Below are 12,930 nucleotides of genomic sequence, written 5' to 3' on the forward strand. Positions count from 1 at the left end.
ATGAGTAGATCTGCGTGGAAGCCTCCTTTTTGTCATCCTTCTATATTAAAGTCGGTGAATAATGCTTTAAACAAGGGGTTTGTTAACATGGCTATAAAAGTTCATTCTAGGGCTTCTGTAATTCTTCCTAATTGTTTAGGTTTAAAGTTTGCTGTTTATAATGGTAAGGATTACATTCCTGTTAATGTTAATGATCAGAATATGATAGGTCATAAGTTTGGTGAATTTTCGCCCACTCGTAAATTTACTGGGCATAGTGGTGATAAAAAGGCGACAAGAAGGTAATTGATATGAAAAACAGAGATGTAATAGTTAAAGCTGGTTCTAGGGTTTTAAAATCAACTCCTCGTAAATTGAATTTGGTTGCTGGTTTAGTACGTAATAAAAAAGTTTCTTTTGCCACCGTGCAATTAAGATTTTGCGAAAAAAAAGCTGCGGGTCTTATAAGGAAGGTATTAAATTCTGCGATTGCTAATGCTCAATATAATTATGGATTGGACATCGATAATTTATATATAAAAGAAATTTCAATAGGTAAGTCTCTTACTTTGCGTAGGGTATGTCCAAAAGCTATGGGTAGAGCTAATAGAGTTAGTAAACGTTATAGTAATATAACTGTAAAATTGGGGGAAATTATATGATTCATAAAAATAGAAAATTAATAAGGAAAGTGCAAAAGTATGGGAAACGTTAATCCTAAAGGATTTAGGTTAAAAATAATTAATACTTGGTCATCTGTTTGGTATGCTGAGAAGGGTTATAAACAAGGGTTGCATCAAGATTTATCTATTCGCAGTTATATAAATGAATCTTTTAAGCATGCTGGTGTTTCTAAAGTAATTATAGAGCGTACAATCGATTTGGTGTCTGTAATAATACATTCTTCTAGACCTGGAGTGATAATAGGTAAGAAAGGCTCAGATATTGAGAAGATAAAGCAAAAAATAGCTGAAAAAGTAAAAAATAATGTGGAAGTGAATGTAGTAGGGGTTAAAAGGTCTGAAATAGATGCAGTTTTAATATCAAACAGCATTGCACAGCAGTTAGAAAAAAGGGTTTCATTTAGAAGAGCGATGAAAAAAGCTATTCAAAGTTGTTTGAGGATGGGTGCTAGAGGTATTAAAGTAAGTTGTTCTGGGCGCCTTGGCGGAGCTGAGATAGCTCGTACTGAATGGTATAAAGAAGGTCGTTTGCCTTTGCACACTTTACGTGCTAATATAGATTATGCTTTTTGTGAAGCAAAAACTATATATGGTATTATAGGGGTTAAGGTTTGGGTTTATATTGGTAATTAAGGTATATTGAGATGTTTGTTCCCAAAAAGAGTAAATATAAGAAGGTATTTAAGGGGCGAATTAAGGGTAATACAAAAGGTGGTAGCACATTATCTTTTGGAGATTATGGCTTAAAAGCTGTAGAAGCAGGTAGAATTCAGTCTAAGCATATTGAAACTGCAAGGCGTGTAATATCTAGAACATTAAAACGCTCTGGTAAAGTGTGGATAAGAATTTTTCCTGATACCCCTGTTAGTAAAAAGCCAGCAGATGTGCGTATGGGTAAAGGGAAAGGTAGTGTTGAATTCTGGGTGTTTAAAGCTAAGCCCGGTAGAATGTTGTTTGAAATTAGCAGTGATGTTCCCATGCATTTAGCAAAATTGGCGCTTGAAAAGGCAACCGCTAAGCTTCCTATGAAGTGTAAATTTGTATCTAATCATAATTAAATGGAGTTGCAATGGATATAGCTGACATTAGGTCAAAATCCTCACAAGAATTGCATGCAATTCTTGTAAATTTGAGAAAAGAGTTTGTTAATTTGGTTTTTCAAAAAAAGTTAGGCCAGTGCAACAATATTTCGCGTTTTGGTTTGATAAAAAAGAGCATAGCTCGTATTCTAACTGCATTAAATGAAAGAAAAGGGGAGGAAAAGAATGCCTAAGAAGGTTTTTTGTGGTACTGTAACTAAGGCTAAGTGTGATAAGACTGTAAAGGTTTCGGTATTACAAGTGTATAAGGATGAGCTGTATAAAAAGGTTATAAAAAAATACAAGAAGTATACAGCACATGATGAGAATAATAGTTGTAAAGAAGGGGACAAGGTTTTAATACAAGAACACAAGCCTATTTCTACTACTAAAAAATGGGTTGTTGTTAATAGCTCACATTGAATAGGATATTTATATGATTCAAAAAAATACATTGTTGGAAGTAGCTGATAATTCTGGTGCGCGTGCAGTACTTTGTATTGGTTTATTAGGTGGTAGAAAGTCTGCATCTATAGGTGACACAGTTATTGTATCTACTAAATCTATTACTCCAAGAGGGAAGGTTGAGAAGGGAAAAGTATATAGAGCAGTTGTGGTGAGGGTGAAAAGCCCTATTAGAAAATCTGATGGTTCTGTAATTCGTTTTTCTAGCAATGCTGTAGTTTTGATTAACGATCAAGGTGAACCACTTGGCACTCGGGTATTTGGTCCGGTAAAAAAGTTATCATCTGGTTCTTTTATGAAGATAATGTCATTAGCTGTTGAGGTTTTATAATGAGTGCTAAAATAAAAAGTGGTGACGACGTTATAGTTTTAACTGGTAGAGATAAGGGAAAAATTGGTAAAGTGATTAAAGTTGTGGCATGTGATGCTAAAAAGAAAATAATTGTTTCTGGGGTAAATGTACATAAGAGACACACTAAACCAAAAGCTGGTAGTAGTGGTGGTATATTAAATAAAGAGTTAGCTATTGATATATCCAACGTTGCAACATTGGACCCTAAATATAAAACTCCAACTAGAGTGGGGTTTAAGGTTATAGACGGTAGAAAAGTGCGTTTTGCAAAAGTTTCTGGAGAAGTGATAGATTAGGTTGATATGTTTAAAGAATTGTATAAAGATAGCATAGTAAAGTCCTTAAAGGATAAGTTTAATTACGGCAATATAATGCAAGTGCCTAAACTTGTCAAGGTGTGTATCAATATGGGCGTTGGAGATGCTGCTACAGATAGTAAAGCAATAAATGAACCACTTGATAGCCTATATTTGATTGCTGGGCAGAAGCCTTTATCAACTTTTGCAAAAAAATCTATTTCTGGCTTCAAGATCAGAAAAGGTGCTACAGTAGGTTGCAAAGTAACTTTGCGTAGAGATAAAATGTATGAGTTTTTAGAAAGATTGATATATATTGCTTTGCCAAGGGAAAAAGATTTTAGAGGGTTTAGTGTGAAGCAATTTGACGGTAATGGTAATTTTTCCTTTGGTATAAAGGAACATATCTCGTTTTTAGAAATAGACTATGATAAAATAAGTAAAATTAGAGGTATGGATATTAATATTATAACAAGTGCAGTTAGTGATAAGGAAGCAAAGGAATTATTACTGGCTCTTAAATTTCCTTTTTTTGATTAATTGAGAGGAGAAATATATGGCAAAAAAATCTATGATAGAAAGAAATCTTCGCAGAATAAAGCTGTGCGATCAATATAAAGAAAAAAGAGAAAAATTGAAATCTATAATAAATAATAAGAATTTGTCTATTGTAGAAAGGTTTACAGCTCAAAATAAATTAATTAAAAAATTGCCTAGAAATTCTTCTAAGACCAAAATTAGAAATAGGTGTGCTTTAACTGGGAGACCAAGAGGAGTATATAGAAAATTTGGTTTATGTAGAATTGTTTTGCGTGATTTATGTTCTTTTGGGCAAGTTCCAGGAGTTACAAAGTCTAGTTGGTAAATATAATATAAGGAGTATATTGTGGCGTTATCTGATAGTATTGGTGATTTTTTAACAAGGATACGTAATGCTCAATTGGCAATGCATAGAACAACAAGAGTGTTGTTTTCTAAAGTGAATTCTTCTATACTGAAGATTTTAAAAGATGAAGGGTATATCCTTGATTATGAAAAGCAAGTTGTAGATAATTTACCTTCTTTCATTGTAAAATTGAAGTATTATGAGAAGTCACCTGTAATTAGTGACATAGTTAGGGTGTCAAAGCCTGGTTGTCGTCGTTATTCTAAGTATAAGGACATTTCTAAAGCATATAATGGTCTTGGTATTTTTATTATATCGACACCCAAAGGAGTGATGACTGATTATAATGCACATATGTTAAAGGTTGGTGGAGAAGTTTTGTGTCGTGTGTTTTAAATAATAGGAGAAATTCATGTCTCGTATAGGTGCTGCTCCTATCAATATTCCTGCTGGTGTTTCAGTTGAATATAATAATGGTAGGATGTTAATAAAGAGCGCTAAGGCTGAAAAAGAAGTTAGCTTAATCAGTGATGTTGTGTGCCGGATTGTTGATAATCAGCTACTCCTTTCTGTGGATCAAGATAAAGATGATTATGATGAAATAAAGCCTATGTGGGGCACTTATAGGAGTAATATTAATAATATCATTAACGGCATGGTTGATGGTTTTTCTGTTAATCTTGAGATTAACGGTGTGGGATATAAGGCAGAGTGTGATGGTAAGTATTTGACTTTGTATCTTGGTTATAGCCATAATGTTAAATATAAAGTGCCTAAAGATGTTGAGATTAAGTGCATAAAGCCAACTCACTTAGTAGTTAGTGGTATGGATAAGCAAAAAGTCTATATGGTGGCATCTGATATATGCAGGATTAGGAAGTACGATCCTTATAAAGGTAAGGGTGTTGTAGTAAAAGGCAAATTTATGCTGCGTAAGGTTGTAAGTAAAAAGAAGTAATTAAAATGAAAAGATCGTATAATTTTTTAAGTAATTCTGAAAAAAGGAAGTTACGTAATAGAGCGAAGCTTGACAAGAGCGCTGAACGTTTACGTATATCCATATTTAAATCTAATAGGCATTTTTATGTCCAGTTAATTAATGATGTAAAAGGGGTAACTCTCACTTCGGCTTCTACTTTGGATGCTAAAATTAAGGATGTATGTAAAGGGAAAGTCAACGCTGAAACTATAAAACAGGTTTCTTTTTTAATGGTTGAGCGTCTGTCTGGCATGAGAGTAGAGCAGCAGCTTACGTTTGATCGTGGAGCGTATAAATATACAGGATTAGTTTCTCAATTTGCTGAGGCTTTAAGAAGTTCTGGATTTGAATTTTAGAAGGTTTTGAATATGGCTATAAAGAATTTACAAAATAATAATGATTTATCAGAGCTTTTAGTTTCGGTACGAAGAGTGACAACGGTTACCAAAGGTGGTAGAAGATTTTCATTTTCAATTTTGGTTGTTGTTGGCGATGAAAAGGGTAGGGTAGGATGTGGAATAGGTAAGCACGCAGAAGTTGCTGAAGCAAGAGTCAAAGCTGTAAATGCTGCAAAGAAATCGATGATTAGAGTGTACTTGCGTGAAGGTAGAACTTTGCATCATGATATTAAAGCTAAATTTTGTTCTGGTGAAATAGTTTTAAGAACCGCAAGAGCCGGAACAGGTATTATTGCTGGTGGAGCGATTAGATCAGCTTTTGAGGTGTTAGGTATAAAGGATGTGGTAGCTAAATCCACTAGATCAAATAATCCTCATAACGTTATATGTGCGGTATTTAAGGCTTTTGATAGTATGTTATCTCCTCGTCAGGTAGCAAGCAAAAGAGGCAAAAAGATTAGCGAGATAGTTGGAAACAGGTAAAGTATGAATAATGCTGTAAAATTAAACTCTATATTTACTAAGTTATCTAAGAAAAAGAAGCCTAAGTTGCTGGGTAGAGGTATCGGTTGTGGTAAAGGTAAAACATCCGGTAGAGGGCATAAAGGACAGAAGGCTAGAAGTGGAGTTTCCATAAATGGTTTTGAGGGTGGACAACAGTCTATATATACTCGTTTGCCTAAAAGAGGTTTTAAGCCTATACGTAGGAACATATACTCTATAATTAATGTTGGCGATATACAGCGCTTAATGGAAGCTAAAAAAATAGTGAAAGACTCTGTTATAGATAAGGAGAGGCTGTATAGATTAGGTTTTATAAAGTCTATTAAGGATAAAATTAAACTTCTTAATAAAGGTAAGTTGAGCGAAAAATTTGTGTTTCATGTTGATTTTGCGTCAGAAGCTGCAAAAAAATCTGTAGCTTCAGTTGGTGGTAGTGTGGAAATACTATCGTAAATCATGGGCAATAAATCTGCATTTAATAGCTTGGATCCTACGTTGTTATATAAAGGTGATTTATTAAAGCGTATATTTTTTACGCTAATAGCTTTAATTTGCTATCGCTTGGGTACTTATGTGCCTATTCCTGGAATTAATCTTGATGTAATTAATGATATATTTCCCAAAGAGGGCTCAGGCGTCTTTGGAGTATTTAATTTATTTTCTGGTGGTGCATTGGCTAGAATGACAATTCTAGCATTGAACGTTATGCCATATATAATGGCTTCTATCATTATTCAGTTACTTTCTTCTGCGATTAAAGGAATGAAGGAAGTTAAGAATGATGGAGAGTCAGGCCGTAGAAAGATGAATTCTTATATACGCTATCTGACCATAGTAATTTGTGTATTTCAATCAATTCCAATTTTGGTTGGATTGGAAGGGATGAATAGGGAAGGGGTATTGGTTGTAATCGAACCTGGTGTTATGTTTCGTACAATAGGTGTTTTCAGCCTTTTAGGTGGAACTATGCTTTTAATATGGCTTGGTGAACGAATCAGCGCTAGCGGTATAGGCAATGGTATCTCATTGATCATTTTCACGGGCATAATATCAGAGTTACACAGCGCTTTGTCATCTCTGTTAACGTTAAATAAAAACGGTAGCGTATCGTTATTTATTATCCTTTTTGTTTTGGTATTGTTTTTTTTGCTGCTACTCTTAGTCATTTTTGTAGAGTCTTCTTATAGAAAAGTTATTGTTCAACATCCTAAAAAGCAATTTAAAAGATTACATAATGACGATTTTACTTACATTCCATTGAAGATTAATTTATCTGGTGTAGTACCAACCATTTTTGCTAATGCAATTTTATTGACACCTATTTCAATTGCAAATTTCTATAAGGGGTACGCTTTTTCTGATTTTATTTTGAATTACTTTATGGCAAATAAAGTAGTATATATTGTAGCCTATTTGGTGCTGATAGTATTTTTTAATTTTTTCTATACCAATTTTATATTTAATCCAGAGGAAAACGCAGATTTTCTTAAAAAAAATGGTGGTTTTATACCTGGTAGAAGGCCTGGGAAACATACTTCTGATTACCTTCAAGATATAGTTTTTAAGTTGACATTCATTGGCTCTGCGTATTTGGTAGTCATATGTACTGTACCTGAAGTTATGAGATATTATTATGATATACCATTTATTTTTGGTGGGACGAGCTTACTGATTATAGTGAACGTTATTACTGATACTATTATGCAAATACAATCTTATATTTTTTCAAATAGGTACGACAACTGGATAAAGAAATATGAGTCTAAAACGAGGAAAGTAAGATGATCATTACGATTTTTGGTCCTCCAGGTTCTGGTAAAGGTACTCAGTCAAGCTTGTTAATAGCAAAATATAATTTAAAATTAATTTCAGTAGGGGATTTATTAAGGAATATTATATCTAGCAGTAGTGAGTTAGGTAAAAAAATAAAGGGTACCGTGGAATCTGGTAATTTAATTCAAGATGAAATTATATGTGGATTATTACGTGACCAGCTTGCATTAGTGGATGATAATTGCTTATTAGATGGTTTTCCGAGAAATTTAAACCAGGCTCATTTTTTGACTCAAGTTTTGCAAGAAAAATATAATAGGGATGTTGACATTGTAGTTGAGCTGCAGCTTGACGATAATATTGCAATCGATAGGTTAAAAAATCGTCTCGCGTGTTTGGACTGTAAAAGCATATATAGTGTATCTTCTTTTAAGAGTACTACTTGTGCTAAATGTAAAAGTACGAGGTTAGAGAAAAGAATTGATGATGCTGATATGTCTGCAATTGATAAGAGAATAAGTGAATATCACCTTCAAATGAAAGGTTTACGCGAGTATTATAAAGGCAAATTATTAACAATTGACGCTAATTTGAGTGTTGATGAGGTAACGCAAGAGATTGAAAGTAAAATTTCTTGTAATTTGGTTTGACTCTGAGTTGTTTTATGGTATAAATTAAGAGTTGTTATTAATAAAGTATCGAGGTACCAGTGGCACGTATTGCAGGCATAAATATTCCAGTGAGGAAATGTGTTCCTTTTGCATTAACTTATATATATGGTATAGGTATTGCTACTGCGAATGTAATTTGTCACGCTTGCGAAGTTGATAAGCGCAAACGTGTTTCAGAATTACGAGATGAAGATATAGAAAAGATCAGCAGTTTCATTAGACAAAATTATGTTATAGAAGGTGAGCTAAGAAAAGAAGTGGCTATGAACATAAAATCTTTAGTGGAAATGGGATGCTATAGAGGAGTGAGACATAGAAAAGGTTTACCTGTGAGAGGGCAAAGGACTCATACTAATGCTAAGACTCGTAAAGGTAGATCTCGGTTGCCTATTGCTGGGAAAAAATAAAATTTATTATTATTGTGAGTTTTAATGAAAAAAGTCAAAACGGTTGGTAAGAGTACAAAGGAGTTTATTACTGGTGTTGTTCATATTCGTGCAACTTTTAATAATACTTTTGTAAATGTAACTGATGTTCATGGTAATACGCTATGTCAAACTTCTGTGGGTGCATGTGGTTTTTCAGGTTCGAGAAAATCCACACCTTATGCTGCAGGTAAGGCTGCGGAGGCTGCTGCAAAGAATGCAATGGAGAGATTTGGTATGAAGGTTGTCTCTGTAATAATTCGTGGTCCTGGCTTTGGTACCGAAGCTGCGGTTAAAGCACTTCAGAGTTGTGGGTTGACTGTGACTTCAATTGCAGATAAAACCGCAATTCCTCATAATGGGTGCAGGTTAAGAAAAAAAAGAAGAGTATAGGATATTTAAAAAGGTTGTTTTATGTATTATAATAATGATGTTTCTCTCTGTAGCAATTTAGATAAATTGATTAAACCTAGTTCAGTTAAGGTAATATCAGATGGTTCAAGTGAAAAAAGTGATATAGTGCTAGAACCGTTGGAAAGTGGTTTTGCTTTAACATTAGGTAATGCATTAAGACGTGTAGTATTATCTTCTCTTAAAGGTAGTGCTGTTTATGGAATAAAAATTGAAGGTGTAACTCATGAGTTTACTTCAATTCAAGGGGTAAGAGAAGACGTAACTGATATAGTATTAAATATGGGCATGTTGAGGTGTAAATTAAATGGTGCTTCTAATAAATGCTTAAATTTAAACGCTAAAGGGCCTTGCCAGGTATTAGCTGGGATGATAGAAACTGATGATCAATGCTCTATTGTTAATAAAGATTTGTTAATATGTACGCTGGGGCAAAATGTAGAGCTTAACATGACCATATATGTGGCTAGCGGAAAAGGTTATCTTCCTGTAACTAAGTATAAAGAAAATGAACTTTTGAAGCTTATGAGTGAACAGGATTTAATTGGTTTTATTCCAGTTAATGCTTTGTATAGCCCTGTCAACAGGGTTTCGTACAGGGTAGAGAATAGTCGTGTTGGCCAAGTGACTGATAAGGATAAGCTGATATTGTCAATTGAAACTGATGGTACAATCTCTCCGAGTCAAGCTGTTGACTCTGCTGCAAGAATATTACAGGAGCAACTTCAGCCCTTTATTAGTTCTGATGTAAGTTATAAAAAATCGCAGGTTTCTTCGTCTAGTGGTGCTAAAGATTTGGGTTATGACCCTGTCTTATTGCGTAAGGTAGATGAAATGGAATTATCTGTCAGGTCTCATAACTGTCTGAAAAACGAAAACATCACTTATATAGGTGATCTTGTGCAAAAGACAGAAGGTGAAATGTTAAGAACTGCTAATTTTGGCAGAAAGTCTTTGAATGAGATTAAGGCAGTTTTGACTAATTTTGGCTTGTCTTTGGGTATGACTGTGCTAAACTGGCCGCCTAAGGATATAGATGAGTTGGCTAAACAACATACTGATGAAGATTAGGTGATATATGAAACATGGAATAAAAAAACGTAAACTATCTCGTTGCACTGAACATAGGTTATCGACGTTAAGGAATCTATCTATCTCATTAATTAACCATGAGCAGATTGTAACTACTTTACCAAAAGCTAAGGAACTTCGTCCATATGTCGAAAAGTTTATTACAATTGCTAAGAATAAGAATACTTTACATGGTAGAAGACTTTTGCTTTCACGCCTTCATAATAGTAAGTTAGCAGTTGATAAGTTATTAAACGTCTTAGCCAGCCGTTATCAAGATCGTAAAGGTGGGTATTCTAGAATAATAAAATTTAGCCCTCGAAAGGGTGATTGCGCTTCAATGGCAGTGATAGAACTGGTTGATAGGGATATTGCAGCAAGAGGTAAGGTTTATAGTAAAAATAAAGAAGGAGGCAAAGTAGTTACACAAAGTTAATTGTTATCATAATTGTTTTTCTTGTGGTAAGTAGGTTACGCTACTTTGTAGGTTACTTTGGCGAGTTATTAGTTTTAGTATATTTAAAACTGAAATGGTATAATGTTATAAAACGCCGTTACCGTTGTAAGTTCGGTGAAATTGACTTAATTGTATCTAAAAAAAAGGAGCTGATTTTTATAGAAGTTAAAACAAGTTTACTTGGAAAAGAAATACCGATATCTCATCTTCAATGTCAGTCTATTATAAATTCTTCTAAGTATTTCTTAAGTAAAAACCTTAGTTTTTTAGATTATTCAGTCAGATATGATTTATATTTTCTTTCCTTAAAGAGAAGACCTGTTTATATAAAAAATGCTTGGATTGAAGAATGAAAGATTTGTAGCTGAATTAATTTAGATTTACTGGATTTAATATGAAAAAGACCCAATACAATAATTTAGTTTCATCTTACGCTAGAGTGCTGTTTCATGTCTCAGGAAGCAGGTTAGGTATTATAAGGAAAGAAGTAGAATTTTTGTTGGCTTTTTTTAAGGATCAACGTGATGTTTTTGTGTACCTATCTCATCCTATGATTTCTTTTGCACACAAAAAAGAAGTGATGCTTTCTATAAATGAGAACTTGAGTGAGAATTTAGTAAAATTTATTATGGTTATATTTGCAAATAAACGCTCTAGTTTATTGATCCTTATATTAGAAAAATTCTTAAGTCTTGCAAGAGAAAATGAAAATGAATTCGAAATTACTATAAAGTCAGCAGAAACTTTAAAGGAATATGATATAAAAATAATTACTGAATCTTTGAGCTTTCTTGGTAAAATAATAAAAGTAAGCAATGTGGTTGACCCTTCTATACTAGGTGGCTTCGTAGTTAGGTATGGTTTTAATTTGATCGATGCTTCGCTAAAAAGTTACTTGGATAGGTTAGTTGACTTAAGTAAAATGGAAATATTAAAAGTAAGGAATTTTATATGAAGAACAGTATGAATGTTTCTGAGATAGCAAGTATAATAAGAGAAAAGGTTGAGACGTTTGATAATCCTATAAAGCGGGAAAATATAGGTGAAGTAATTTCAGTAACAGATGGTATCGCATTGGTTTATGGGCTGGAAAAAGCAAAATTCGGTGAAAAGGTATTTTTTGCAAGCGGTGTAGAAGGGATAGTTCTTGATTTAGATCATGATACGGCTGGAATAGTTGTGCTTGGTAATGACCGTGACGTGAAAGAAGGGGACGTTGTAAAATGTAGTGGTGATGTTGTGCAGGTGCCTGTAGGGCATGAATTGTTAGGGAGAGTTGTAAATGCGTTGGGCCATCCTATAGACGACAGTGGGGAAATTAGAGCCAAAAACAGAATGGATATAGAATCTAAAGCGCCAGGCATTATTGATCGTAAGTCTGTGCATGAGCCACTGCAAACAGGAATTAAAATTATAGATTTACTAATTCCAATAGGTAGAGGGCAGCGTGAATTAATTATTGGCGATAGACAAATTGGTAAAACTACTATTGCGCTTGATACTATTATAAATCAAAAGAAGATTAATGATGAAGTAGACGAAAATCAAAAAGTTTACTGTGTTTATGTTGCTATTGGACAAAAAATTTCAACAGTAGCAAAAGTGGTAAATAAGCTGAAAGAAAGCGGAGCATTAGAGTATACAACTGTAGTTGTGGCTAGTGCATCTGACTGCGCGCCTATGCAATTTTTAGCACCTTATGCTGGTTGCACTATTGGGGAATTTTTTCGTGACAATGGAATGCATTGTTTGATTATATATGATGATTTATCTAAGCATGCTGTGGCATATAGGCAGATGTCTTTATTGCTCAGACGTCCTCCTGGTCGTGAAGCTTACCCTGGAGATATATTCTATGTACATTCTCGCTTGCTTGAAAGAGCTGCTAAAATGTCTGATAAAAAAGGGCAGGGGTCTTTAACTGCTTTGCCAATTGTCGAAACTCAAGCTGGTGATGTATCTGCATATGTGCCAACAAATGTTATTTCAATCACCGATGGGCAGATCTTTCTTGAGTCTGAATTATTTTATAAAGGATTTCGACCTGCAGTAAATATAGGTTTGTCAGTTTCACGGGTTGGTTCTGCTGCACAACTAAAGTCTGTGAAGAAAGTTGCTGGTTCTATAAAGCTAAGCTTAGCTCAGTATAGAGAATTAGAAGATTTTGCAAAATTTGGTTCTGATCTTGATGCTAGTGTTCAATTATCCTTGAATAAGGGTAAATATCTTGTCGAGTTATTAAAGCAAAAACAACATTTACCTATGTCAATAGAAGAGCAAGTAGTGCTGATGTATATTTTTTCTAACCTATATAATCAGTTAAGTAAAATACAAATAAGTTACATTAATAAATTTGAACATGATCTTATTAATTATTTTCATACTGTGCACCCTGGGGTTTTAAAAAAGTTGTCAAATGACATGAGTGATGATATAAAAGGTGATATTTTTAACATTGTGAGTAATTTCGTTACTCAATTTAATTGCGTTTAGGTGGTGAT

The 12,930-nt window shown here is 33.8% G+C and carries 24 protein-coding genes; all 24 read left to right on the forward strand.

The window, feature by feature from the left end; translation table 11 throughout:
• From rpsS to atpA, 24 genes are read left to right on the forward strand one after another with little or no spacing between them, the layout of a single operon-like run.
• Positions 1-285, forward strand: a complete 285-nt coding sequence (rpsS, locus tag OPR26_RS02470; protein WP_006279181.1) for a 30S ribosomal protein S19 — start codon at positions 1-3, stop codon at positions 283-285.
• Between the two features lie 5 nt (positions 286-290).
• Complete coding sequence (gene rplV / locus OPR26_RS02475) at positions 291-641, forward strand: 50S ribosomal protein L22 (RefSeq protein ID WP_096616838.1); 351 nt, start codon at positions 291-293, stop codon at positions 639-641.
• A 39-nt stretch (positions 642-680) separates the two neighbouring features.
• On the forward strand, positions 681-1,295 hold the full coding sequence (rpsC, locus tag OPR26_RS02480; protein WP_253302673.1) for a 30S ribosomal protein S3: 615 nt from the start codon (positions 681-683) through the stop codon (positions 1,293-1,295).
• An 11-nt stretch (positions 1,296-1,306) separates the two neighbouring features.
• Positions 1,307-1,720 carry a 50S ribosomal protein L16 gene (gene rplP / locus OPR26_RS02485; RefSeq protein ID WP_265016134.1) on the forward strand — a complete coding sequence of 138 codons (414 nt, stop codon included), beginning with the start codon at positions 1,307-1,309 and terminating at the stop codon, positions 1,718-1,720.
• Between the two features lie 11 nt (positions 1,721-1,731).
• Positions 1,732-1,935, forward strand: coding sequence for a 50S ribosomal protein L29 (gene rpmC, locus OPR26_RS02490; protein ID WP_265016135.1), 204 nt, complete (start codon positions 1,732-1,734; stop codon positions 1,933-1,935).
• Positions 1,928-2,164 carry a 30S ribosomal protein S17 gene (gene rpsQ / locus OPR26_RS02495; RefSeq protein ID WP_182320424.1) on the forward strand — a complete coding sequence of 79 codons (237 nt, stop codon included), beginning with the start codon at positions 1,928-1,930 and terminating at the stop codon, positions 2,162-2,164. Before rpmC ends, rpsQ begins: the two co-directional genes overlap by 8 nt.
• A 13-nt stretch (positions 2,165-2,177) precedes the next feature.
• Positions 2,178-2,537, forward strand: a complete 360-nt coding sequence (rplN, locus tag OPR26_RS02500; protein WP_006279348.1) for a 50S ribosomal protein L14 — start codon at positions 2,178-2,180, stop codon at positions 2,535-2,537.
• On the forward strand, positions 2,537-2,854 hold the full coding sequence (gene rplX, locus OPR26_RS02505) for a 50S ribosomal protein L24 (RefSeq protein WP_096616826.1): 318 nt from the start codon (positions 2,537-2,539) through the stop codon (positions 2,852-2,854). Before rplN ends, rplX begins: the two co-directional genes overlap by 1 nt.
• 6 nt (positions 2,855-2,860) lie before the next feature.
• Complete coding sequence (rplE, locus tag OPR26_RS02510; protein WP_010962750.1) at positions 2,861-3,394, forward strand: 50S ribosomal protein L5; 534 nt, start codon at positions 2,861-2,863, stop codon at positions 3,392-3,394.
• A 16-nt stretch (positions 3,395-3,410) separates the two neighbouring features.
• Positions 3,411-3,719 (forward strand): 30S ribosomal protein S14, encoded by a 309-nt coding sequence (rpsN, locus tag OPR26_RS02515; protein ID WP_064124653.1) that lies wholly within the window; start codon positions 3,411-3,413, stop codon positions 3,717-3,719.
• A 21-nt stretch (positions 3,720-3,740) separates the two neighbouring features.
• A complete protein-coding gene (gene rpsH / locus OPR26_RS02520) occupies positions 3,741-4,136 on the forward strand; it encodes a 30S ribosomal protein S8 (RefSeq protein WP_265016136.1) in 396 nt (131 codons plus the stop codon).
• A gap of 16 nt (positions 4,137-4,152) precedes the next feature.
• On the forward strand, positions 4,153-4,698 hold the full coding sequence (rplF, locus tag OPR26_RS02525) for a 50S ribosomal protein L6 (RefSeq protein ID WP_265016137.1): 546 nt from the start codon (positions 4,153-4,155) through the stop codon (positions 4,696-4,698).
• Between the two features lie 5 nt (positions 4,699-4,703).
• A complete protein-coding gene (gene rplR / locus OPR26_RS02530) occupies positions 4,704-5,075 on the forward strand; it encodes a 50S ribosomal protein L18 (protein ID WP_265016138.1) in 372 nt (123 codons plus the stop codon).
• Between the two features lie 12 nt (positions 5,076-5,087).
• Entirely contained in the window at positions 5,088-5,600 is a 513-nt protein-coding gene (gene rpsE, locus OPR26_RS02535) for a 30S ribosomal protein S5 (RefSeq protein WP_265016139.1), read from the forward strand.
• 3 nt (positions 5,601-5,603) lie between these two features.
• Positions 5,604-6,074 carry a 50S ribosomal protein L15 gene (rplO, locus tag OPR26_RS02540; RefSeq protein ID WP_096616812.1) on the forward strand — a complete coding sequence of 157 codons (471 nt, stop codon included), beginning with the start codon at positions 5,604-5,606 and terminating at the stop codon, positions 6,072-6,074.
• Positions 6,075-6,077: 3 nt separating this feature from the next.
• Entirely contained in the window at positions 6,078-7,406 is a 1,329-nt protein-coding gene (gene secY, locus OPR26_RS02545; RefSeq protein ID WP_265016140.1) for a preprotein translocase subunit SecY, read from the forward strand.
• Entirely contained in the window at positions 7,403-8,044 is a 642-nt protein-coding gene (locus OPR26_RS02550; protein WP_265016141.1) for an adenylate kinase family protein, read from the forward strand. Before secY ends, OPR26_RS02550 begins: the two co-directional genes overlap by 4 nt.
• 59 nt (positions 8,045-8,103) lie before the next feature.
• Positions 8,104-8,472, forward strand: coding sequence for a 30S ribosomal protein S13 (gene rpsM, locus OPR26_RS02555; RefSeq protein WP_007550179.1), 369 nt, complete (start codon positions 8,104-8,106; stop codon positions 8,470-8,472).
• A 24-nt stretch (positions 8,473-8,496) separates the two neighbouring features.
• A complete protein-coding gene (gene rpsK, locus OPR26_RS02560) occupies positions 8,497-8,883 on the forward strand; it encodes a 30S ribosomal protein S11 (RefSeq protein ID WP_264732204.1) in 387 nt (128 codons plus the stop codon).
• A gap of 21 nt (positions 8,884-8,904) precedes the next feature.
• Positions 8,905-9,972, forward strand: coding sequence for a DNA-directed RNA polymerase subunit alpha (locus OPR26_RS02565; protein WP_253302663.1), 1,068 nt, complete (start codon positions 8,905-8,907; stop codon positions 9,970-9,972).
• A 7-nt stretch (positions 9,973-9,979) separates the two neighbouring features.
• Complete coding sequence (gene rplQ / locus OPR26_RS02570; protein ID WP_265016142.1) at positions 9,980-10,408, forward strand: 50S ribosomal protein L17; 429 nt, start codon at positions 9,980-9,982, stop codon at positions 10,406-10,408.
• Positions 10,409-10,431: 23 nt separating this feature from the next.
• The gene (locus tag OPR26_RS02575; protein WP_012673177.1) at positions 10,432-10,782 is read left to right on the forward strand and encodes a YraN family protein; all 351 of its coding nucleotides are present in this window, start codon (positions 10,432-10,434) and stop codon (positions 10,780-10,782) included.
• A 41-nt stretch (positions 10,783-10,823) separates the two neighbouring features.
• Positions 10,824-11,384: an ATP synthase F1 subunit delta gene (gene atpH, locus OPR26_RS02580; protein ID WP_265016143.1), complete on the forward strand. Its 561-nt coding sequence runs from the start codon at positions 10,824-10,826 to the stop codon at positions 11,382-11,384.
• Positions 11,381-12,922: a F0F1 ATP synthase subunit alpha gene (gene atpA / locus OPR26_RS02585; RefSeq protein WP_265016144.1), complete on the forward strand. Its 1,542-nt coding sequence runs from the start codon at positions 11,381-11,383 to the stop codon at positions 12,920-12,922. Before atpH ends, atpA begins: the two co-directional genes overlap by 4 nt.
• The last annotated feature ends 8 nt before the right edge of the window (positions 12,923-12,930 follow it).

Origin of the sequence: Wolbachia endosymbiont (group A) of Anoplius nigerrimus, from assembly GCF_947251795.1 — a bacterium.
Classification (GTDB): Bacteria; Pseudomonadota; Alphaproteobacteria; order Rickettsiales; family Anaplasmataceae; genus Wolbachia.

Coding starts and splice junctions, on each gene's coding strand:
- rpsS (WP_006279181.1), top strand. CDS start 1: ATGAGTAGATCTGCGTGGAAGCCTCCTTTTTGTCATCCTTCTATATTA.
- rplV (WP_096616838.1), top strand. CDS start 291: ATGAAAAACAGAGATGTAATAGTTAAAGCTGGTTCTAGGGTTTTAAAA.
- rpsC (WP_253302673.1), top strand. CDS start 681: ATGGGAAACGTTAATCCTAAAGGATTTAGGTTAAAAATAATTAATACT.
- rplP (WP_265016134.1), top strand. CDS start 1,307: ATGTTTGTTCCCAAAAAGAGTAAATATAAGAAGGTATTTAAGGGGCGA.
- rpmC (WP_265016135.1), top strand. CDS start 1,732: ATGGATATAGCTGACATTAGGTCAAAATCCTCACAAGAATTGCATGCA.
- rpsQ (WP_182320424.1), top strand. CDS start 1,928: ATGCCTAAGAAGGTTTTTTGTGGTACTGTAACTAAGGCTAAGTGTGAT.
- rplN (WP_006279348.1), top strand. CDS start 2,178: ATGATTCAAAAAAATACATTGTTGGAAGTAGCTGATAATTCTGGTGCG.
- rplX (WP_096616826.1), top strand. CDS start 2,537: ATGAGTGCTAAAATAAAAAGTGGTGACGACGTTATAGTTTTAACTGGT.
- rplE (WP_010962750.1), top strand. CDS start 2,861: ATGTTTAAAGAATTGTATAAAGATAGCATAGTAAAGTCCTTAAAGGAT.
- rpsN (WP_064124653.1), top strand. CDS start 3,411: ATGGCAAAAAAATCTATGATAGAAAGAAATCTTCGCAGAATAAAGCTG.
- rplF (WP_265016137.1), top strand. CDS start 4,153: ATGTCTCGTATAGGTGCTGCTCCTATCAATATTCCTGCTGGTGTTTCA.
- rplR (WP_265016138.1), top strand. CDS start 4,704: ATGAAAAGATCGTATAATTTTTTAAGTAATTCTGAAAAAAGGAAGTTA.
- rpsE (WP_265016139.1), top strand. CDS start 5,088: ATGGCTATAAAGAATTTACAAAATAATAATGATTTATCAGAGCTTTTA.
- rplO (WP_096616812.1), top strand. CDS start 5,604: ATGAATAATGCTGTAAAATTAAACTCTATATTTACTAAGTTATCTAAG.
- secY (WP_265016140.1), top strand. CDS start 6,078: ATGGGCAATAAATCTGCATTTAATAGCTTGGATCCTACGTTGTTATAT.
- OPR26_RS02550 (WP_265016141.1), top strand. CDS start 7,403: ATGATCATTACGATTTTTGGTCCTCCAGGTTCTGGTAAAGGTACTCAG.
- rpsK (WP_264732204.1), top strand. CDS start 8,497: ATGAAAAAAGTCAAAACGGTTGGTAAGAGTACAAAGGAGTTTATTACT.
- OPR26_RS02565 (WP_253302663.1), top strand. CDS start 8,905: ATGTATTATAATAATGATGTTTCTCTCTGTAGCAATTTAGATAAATTG.
- rplQ (WP_265016142.1), top strand. CDS start 9,980: ATGAAACATGGAATAAAAAAACGTAAACTATCTCGTTGCACTGAACAT.
- atpH (WP_265016143.1), top strand. CDS start 10,824: ATGAAAAAGACCCAATACAATAATTTAGTTTCATCTTACGCTAGAGTG.
- atpA (WP_265016144.1), top strand. CDS start 11,381: ATGAAGAACAGTATGAATGTTTCTGAGATAGCAAGTATAATAAGAGAA.